Here is a 6,837-nt window from a genome sequence, read left to right as displayed (position 1 = left end):
CAAGCACGGTTTGGAATTGGAGTTGGGGAAGGCGACTTCCCTTTCGACCATAACATCGATTGTGGGGCTTTTCGAGGAGCGATCGCAAACGACCTGGCTGCTTTTTCACTTGCAAGCGATCGTTGAGATCGAAATCCAAACGTAATATATCACTCCCAACACTATCGAGAATTTGATTGCCAATATCTTCGGAATTTTGGGAAGCAGGATTTAAGAAGATGTCCGGTAGACGCTGAACCCAACCCAGAGAACTCCATCCCTTGATTTCTTCATAGCTGTAGGGACAAGTGGTGTTGCCAGTTCCGATGGAGAGTACGGCAATATCTTTTAAAGTTAATCCGTTATTTTTTTCCAGCAACAAAGCGGGGTCTGCCTCATTTGCTTGAGCCAGTTGACCGCCGCTAATGTTAATCACATGGGCACCTTGTTCAAGGGCTTGATTGATTTGCCGTGCCAGGTCTAGCTGGGAAAGAGAATCTGGGCGGCGATCGGAAAATACTGGCAAAATTAGACCGCGACAACCCGGAGCGATACGGTTGAGGCGGTGATTTTTTGATGTCTTGGATCTTCTGTTAATATCTTTCGTAATTTCTCAAATTAATTAATCGATTCGATGTCCCCAAAAAAGGTGCGATCGCACCGGAACATTTTCCAGAAATTACCAGGTGATCGCACTCATGCAGAACCGTGGGCTTTTAGTAAAATAAATTCACCAGTTTGGCGAGGGAACCTGTGGCTGCTTGCGCTTCCTCTTTCAGCACAGTCACTGGATCGGCACCACCCAGCTTTCTCTGAGCTTTTCGATCACATTGGGAACCTTCAAAACCTTGCACATTAGGATTGGTGCATACATATTCCGCCAAAGCGGCTATGGTTCGGCTATTACCGCGACTTCCTACCCATCTGACTCATCGATTAGACCTCTGGCTTTATCTACACCCCTAAAACGCGGATTTAATTCAATTTCGGAAAATTTTTAGTTATGGTATTTTCCCAAATGAAGCCCCATAAAAAAAGGGAGCGATCGCCCCCCTGTTTTTGTAGATTAATTGCTGTTTTTACGTTGAAAGCAATGATAGAACGCCTGCTTCCGATCGCCTATTTCGATTTTTTCATTCAATTGATATAAATTATCAAGAGAAACCTCTTCTTTGTTAAAGTAAGTTGTCTGCCACGGTTGATTTTTGATAATATTTAGGTATTCTGTGAAGTGGTCATGTAATTTACTCGATAGCATTCCTTCATGAGCCATATCAGCAATATGGACATAAACATTCCTGAAATTAAGCTCATAGTTTCTGTCACCTTGTTCTCCGACCAAAATATCAACATAACTATCATAATCATGGACTGTTGATTTTGATTTAGAAACAATATGTATTTCCTTGTCTTTGTTGCTAAGTTCTGCCACAATTTTGGCATTAGCTGGTGGGATTATTTTATTGGCATTTGTCCCAAATCCGTACTTGTCCGTTGCATTTTTTGAGACTGGATCTAAGAGTACAACTCGCTGGAGTTTATGGGTTAATACATTATCGGACAATTGAAGCATATCAATATCAGATTTGCTATTCACATCGTTCTGCGACAATGATTGAAGAGCCAATCCACACCCTCGGCTATGAGCCAACATAAATACAGAATCATATTTTTGTCCTTGGCTGTTTAAGAACTCGGTGATTAAGTCCTTTGAACGTCCTGCAAAGTCATTAAATACTTTGACAGTCATTCCTCTTGCAGTCGATGCTTCAGTATAATTCTTCTCACTCCAATTAGCGGAATCGATAGATTGACCTAATTTACCTAGAGGTTCTAAATATTTTAATAAATCCGCTTTGTGAGGGTACTCAGATTTTAAGTATCGGCTACCAGCTTGTGGTTTTGCCGTTAGCCAGACTCCATTGAGATTTTTTAAGGAACTGTTTGTGTTCGCACGAAAACTTAGACTGGGATTGATGGTCAGCAAGTTTATTTGTAAAACATCTACATTATTAGAGTCCAAGTCTTCTTTTGAAAAGAGATTAGAAGATGTTAGATTAGGAAAATTCTGTGAATCATTCGCTGAATCCTTAGTCTCAAAAACCACCTGATCTTCTGTGGTGCCACCAAAAACGATAAGAAGATAGTTCGTCATGATTATTATCCCGGTTAATTGTCTAATCTTGATTCCTTAAAAAAGCCAAAATTATTTTTTTCGCTTCTCTGTTCTTAAGACGATGCCAGTCGTCAAATTCTGAATTTGGCGAATTATCAGGGGTGGTTTTCCGAACCGCGATCGCCATTCATACACAAGCAACTCTTGCTTCCAGTTTTGCCGGTTGTTGTGACTGCCTCGTCCCCTGTAAAATCTTGCACCAATCCCGATAAATTTTGGCATCCTCGCCAGACAGCTTGTAAGCGGTCTCCATTGCTGATGCCGCCTTCTGATATTGTCCGGCATGGAACAAACCCCAACCGTAGGAATGCCAACTCTTGGGGTTATTGGGGTGTTCCTCCGTTAACCGAGCCAAAATTTTGACTCCTTCCGCAAACTCCTCTCGGGCGATGTGATAATAAGCCAGCAACTCCCAACCCTCCACCGTAGCCATCCGTTGCCGTGCCGTGTCAATCATTTTTTTAGTCTGCTTCCCCTCCTTTTCCCATACCAAACCCATCCGGCAACGAGTCTCTATCTGTCGCTTGAGAACCTGACAATCGTCCGGGGCTAATTCCAGCAACCGCAGCAACCGCACCTCCGCTTCCCCGACATCCCCCAGAATCATCAAAGCATCGTAGCTGTCAATTAGCGCCACAATATCATTGGGATGAACTGACAAAATGTGATCAAATGTTCCCAAAGCCCCAGATATATCTTCTTTCTGCATCTGTAGCCGCCCCAATGCCAGCCAGTGCGTCATGTTGTCCGGTTCTAGGGCTGTGGCTGACTCAAAGGCGACAATGGCTGCTTCCAGGTCATGCCGACAGACGGCAATTAATCCGCCGAGATGCTGTTGAGTTGCTTCGTGGCGAACTTGGGATAAGGCTTTTTCATAAACTGCCACTGCGTCCGCTTCTTGCCCCATTAGCTGCAACATTTTCCCTAAGTTTAAATACACCTCAACCAATTGGGGTTGTCGCTCAATAACTTGGTGATACTCTTCGATTGCCCGTTGCCAATCACCCGTCGCATACAACAGATTCGCCAATTCTAGCCGCTTTTTCCATCCCGATGGATATTTTTGTATGTACTGATCTAAGGTTTTTAGCTTCTGGTTGATTCGGGTTGGTTTTTGGTCTAAAACCAAATACACATTTCTCTCACTCCCGGAAAGTAGGGTGACAGATACCATACATGAAAAGGTTTTTTTAGACATCTCGCTATTTGGTGGTGTTTGATTATTGCAGATATGCACCTGGTTATCCTTCGGTGTTCACAAGTCCAATCGATAACTGTCTATCACCGAATTATTTTGGGTGTTTGAATTTTCCAATTAAGTGGACTGATGCCGGTTTTTATAAGCCACAAAACCAGGCAAAAAATGCCATGTATGAGACAGTTGGTCTAGGCAGGTCGCGGTTAAGTGATAACTGACTACCACCGATTTACACTCGACACCAGATAAATCGTCGATTTTTGAGTCTTCTATTAACAAATTATTGGTGACGTAAAAACTCTCAGATAAAGTTGATTCAAAAGGATCTACCCCTGAAAGATAACTTCTCACCTTCTGGGCGATAATATCTCGTGCCTGTTGAATGCGTTTGTAAGCATTGTCTCTGGAAATGCCGAGTTTTTCGGCGATATCTGGATAAGACAGTTCTCGGTCATAACGGAGAATGAAAGGGATGCGAAGCCGTTCAGGTAGTTGGTTGACAACACTCTGAATAAACTGCCTTAACTCATGCCTCAAAATTTGCGATTCTGGGGATTCACAACTACATAAAATAACCTCTTTTGCTTGAATATATGAATCTTCTATGTTGTCGATACTGATTGATTTGCGGCGACGTTCTCGGTGAATATCTAGGCATAGATTATGGGTTAAGCGGGTTAGCCAAGCTCGGAGATTCGTGATTTTTGGGGCGTATTTTGGTAATTTATCCCTGGCTTTTAACATGGCTATACTGAGGGCTTCTTCCGCTTCCGTCCGGTTATTTTCCATCCAACTAATACAGCGATGAAAAAGGTAGTTTTGATGGTAATACCAGAGAGGCCAGAAGGCATTCATTTCCCCTTCTGAAAGACGATTTAATAGTTCTTGTTCTTCTGGCTGTTTCAAGGGTTGGACATCGTTTGCTTTCGGGGAACGATATCGCCTGATGGGGTCTTTAATTTCCATAAGAGGTACGAGGGATTCAAAACATCAATGGTTTTGGCGATCGGAGCCTGGTTGGCTTCCATCTAATTTGCCTCCACCCTTTTATACCGGGAGGACAACGACAGTATATGCTCGTTTAGACCTTGGTAGATCAGTCCGAATTTTGATCAGGTTTTTGGCTTGTCTGTAATATGATACTCGATCGCTTGATTAAAGTCTATACCACTTATGTAAATTTTTTTTGCTGAAAAAATCCCACATCCCAACAGGAAGTTCACTCGATATACTCTCAATCTGGTTGATCTGGGTTTTAACGGGGGAATGGATTGGGGGAACTTCCTACCCGGAAAAGGATGGTAAAAATATTGTCTGTCACCAACAGACTATTCCCAAATATATCGTTTCCATAATCATACTCTTGATGTTGCCAGGATGCCGATAGGGTGGGACTGTTGGGCTGATTTTTCAGTCTCCAATTTATACTGCTACCGTAAACTGAGCGGCTGGAGGTTTTATCGATAGGTGCGATATAACCGGATAATGTGATATTATTGACTGGGCGGACTGCGAATTCTATCAGTAGGCGATCGTCGTAGGAATTGGGGAGGATATCCCCGAAATAGTTGGTTAAACCCAGGGAAAAAATACCCCAGTTTAAACGTCCCGACAATGCCAATTCGCTGGCTGGAGAAATGCTAACTACATCCCCAATGCGGGTTTCTCGGTCGATCGCATAATTGAAAAAACTCGACAGGATTAAATTGCCATTATTCCCCAGGCGAAACCGTTTAGAAACATTCCCAAAAATCTGGCTGTAATAGTCCCGGTCGGGGTTGAGATAGCCGACACCGCCTCCCCGAAAACTCCAGCCGTCGGTGGTGTTAAATGTATAATCTGCCCCTAAATAAACTTTCACCGTTTCCGAAGCAATAACCCCGGTGTAGTAGCGGAAAATGTCTTGACTTCTTGTCCAGTTTCCGGTTAAACTAAGGTGGGGATAATAGCGCCTTTGTTCTCGGTAAACACTTTGTCGGTTGAAGTTGACATCTTGGCGCAAAAAACTGATATAAACTTGGGCGTAAAAGTTCTGTATATTGTCGGTGGAAAAGATATCTTGATTGACCGCCGATAATAACTGCACATTATGATCGGCATCTTCTCCCCCTTCCCCTCCCCCATTAATCGCCAATTGGGGACCCGTCGCCCGGTAAAAAATGCGATCTTCCTCAAAGTTGCGATCCATAACCGGAGACAGCCCCAGCCAGAGGCTGTGATAACTCGCCCCAGGAATTTCCCTCAAACTTCTGATATTGGGAGTCAAACTTTCCGCCCGCCCCAGACCAGCGGAATAAATCGTAAAACTACTGCTAGGTAAACGGGTATTATTAGCAGCAAAAAATAAGTTCCGGTTAATTCTGGTGTTGGCGGGATTTTCGCTACCTTCGAGGTCAGGAATGAAGTCCGGTAACAATTGCGCCCCGGCTTGGATAACCGTATTTAGCCAGCGATTTTCATCATCCCAAAATAGTGTAAATCCGTGAATAGTGCGCCCCAAAACCGCTTGGGTATCGTTGGCTTTGACCACCTGGCGCACCCGGGAAAAAGTACCGGCGATCGTCAGGTCGATTTCTTCTTGGCGGTCAATTGTGCTTCTTTGTGATTGACTATTTCCCGGAAAAGTGCCAGAATTAGGAAAGTAAAAATCTAGCCCGATAGGTTGGCTGGCGGTTCCCCCTTGAAAACCTGGAAGCTCCATAAAAGCCAAGGTTTCCGGTGCCAAGATATCCCCAACTTGGGAGGTTTGAAAAACCCGGGTCGGCACGAACAAGTCTGGGTCAATGCTATTGCGATCGATGACCAACCCCGGCATATAAGTACATTGTTGGTCACGGGGAGCATTCGGTAAAAAACAGACTCCCGTCAAACTCATTTGAATTTCCAACCCGGTCATGGTTTGAGGTTGGGTGGTGGTGGTAGTTACCCGCCTTTCCAGGGGCACCGTCCGCAGTTGCAGATAACTCCCCCGCTGGTCTACCCGGTAAATATTGGTTCGGCTGAGGCTTTCGATGACCTCGGCGTGGAGTTTAAAAGTACCGTCCCAAACCATGTCGCTATTTGTGGTATCAGCGAAGGCTTGCACGCCGCTCACCTGCCATTGAGTTAGGTGGCTGATGGGGATATCATTGAGGGTGAAAGTGGTGGTAAAGGCGCTAATTTCGTCGTTAGGAGCGACGCGAGGGGGGATGATATAGTCAGGGTCCGACGGTGGCTGAGAGGGTTTGGGGGTTTTATTTAATCCGGGGTCGGGTATGGCTGATGGGAGGGGAGTTTGTGCTAAGGCTGCGGGGATGCCAGCCACATTAAGGACAGCTAAAGCAACCACAAAACTCCAGTTGTATGTCTTAACAGATTTCCAAGTTAGTTTGGGGATAGATTTGGGGACGTAAATCATTGCCAGCTTTGTAGGTTGGGTGGAGAGCAACGGAACCCAACAAGCAGGGTGTTGGGTGATGCGATCGCTTTCCAGGTATCCTATAGA

5 protein-coding genes are annotated in these 6,837 nt (G+C 44.6%); all 5 read right to left on the bottom strand.

Going from position 1 to position 6,837, the window contains the following annotated elements:
* Positions 1 to 505 (bottom strand): hypothetical protein (locus tag P5674_RS22500; RefSeq protein ID WP_315643025.1); only part of this gene is annotated, 505 nt, incomplete at its 3' end.
* Between the two features lie 540 nt (positions 506 to 1,045).
* On the bottom strand, positions 1,046 to 2,134 hold the full coding sequence (locus tag P5674_RS22495; protein WP_006616780.1) for a hypothetical protein: 1,089 nt from the start codon (positions 2,132 to 2,134) through the stop codon (positions 1,046 to 1,048).
* Between the two features lie 148 nt (positions 2,135 to 2,282).
* Positions 2,283 to 3,353 (bottom strand): tetratricopeptide repeat protein, encoded by a 1,071-nt coding sequence (locus P5674_RS22490; RefSeq protein ID WP_199318228.1) that lies wholly within the window; start codon positions 3,351 to 3,353, stop codon positions 2,283 to 2,285.
* A 117-nt stretch (positions 3,354 to 3,470) separates the two neighbouring features.
* Entirely contained in the window at positions 3,471 to 4,319 is an 849-nt protein-coding gene (locus tag P5674_RS22485) for an RNA polymerase sigma factor (protein WP_006616778.1), read from the bottom strand.
* A gap of 289 nt (positions 4,320 to 4,608) precedes the next feature.
* A partial coding sequence (locus tag P5674_RS22480) for a hypothetical protein (RefSeq protein WP_315643024.1) occupies positions 4,609 to 6,837 on the bottom strand: 2,229 nt, incomplete at its 5' end.

Origin of the sequence: Limnospira sp. PMC 289.06, from assembly GCF_032350395.1 — a bacterium.
Classification (GTDB): domain Bacteria; phylum Cyanobacteriota; class Cyanobacteriia; order Cyanobacteriales; family Microcoleaceae; genus Limnospira; species Limnospira platensis.
The sequence above is the reverse complement of the archived record's forward strand: the minus strand, read 5'-3'. Positions and strand labels throughout refer to the sequence as shown.

What these genes read in the sequence shown, in the direction of transcription:
- P5674_RS22485 (WP_006616778.1), bottom strand. Translation starts at nt 4,319, where the DNA reads ATGGAAATTAAAGACCCCATCAGGCGATATCGTTCCCCGAAAGCAAAC.
- P5674_RS22495 (WP_006616780.1), bottom strand. Translation starts at nt 2,134, where the DNA reads ATGACGAACTATCTTCTTATCGTTTTTGGTGGCACCACAGAAGATCAG.
- P5674_RS22490 (WP_199318228.1), bottom strand. Translation starts at nt 3,353, where the DNA reads ATGTCTAAAAAAACCTTTTCATGTATGGTATCTGTCACCCTACTTTCC.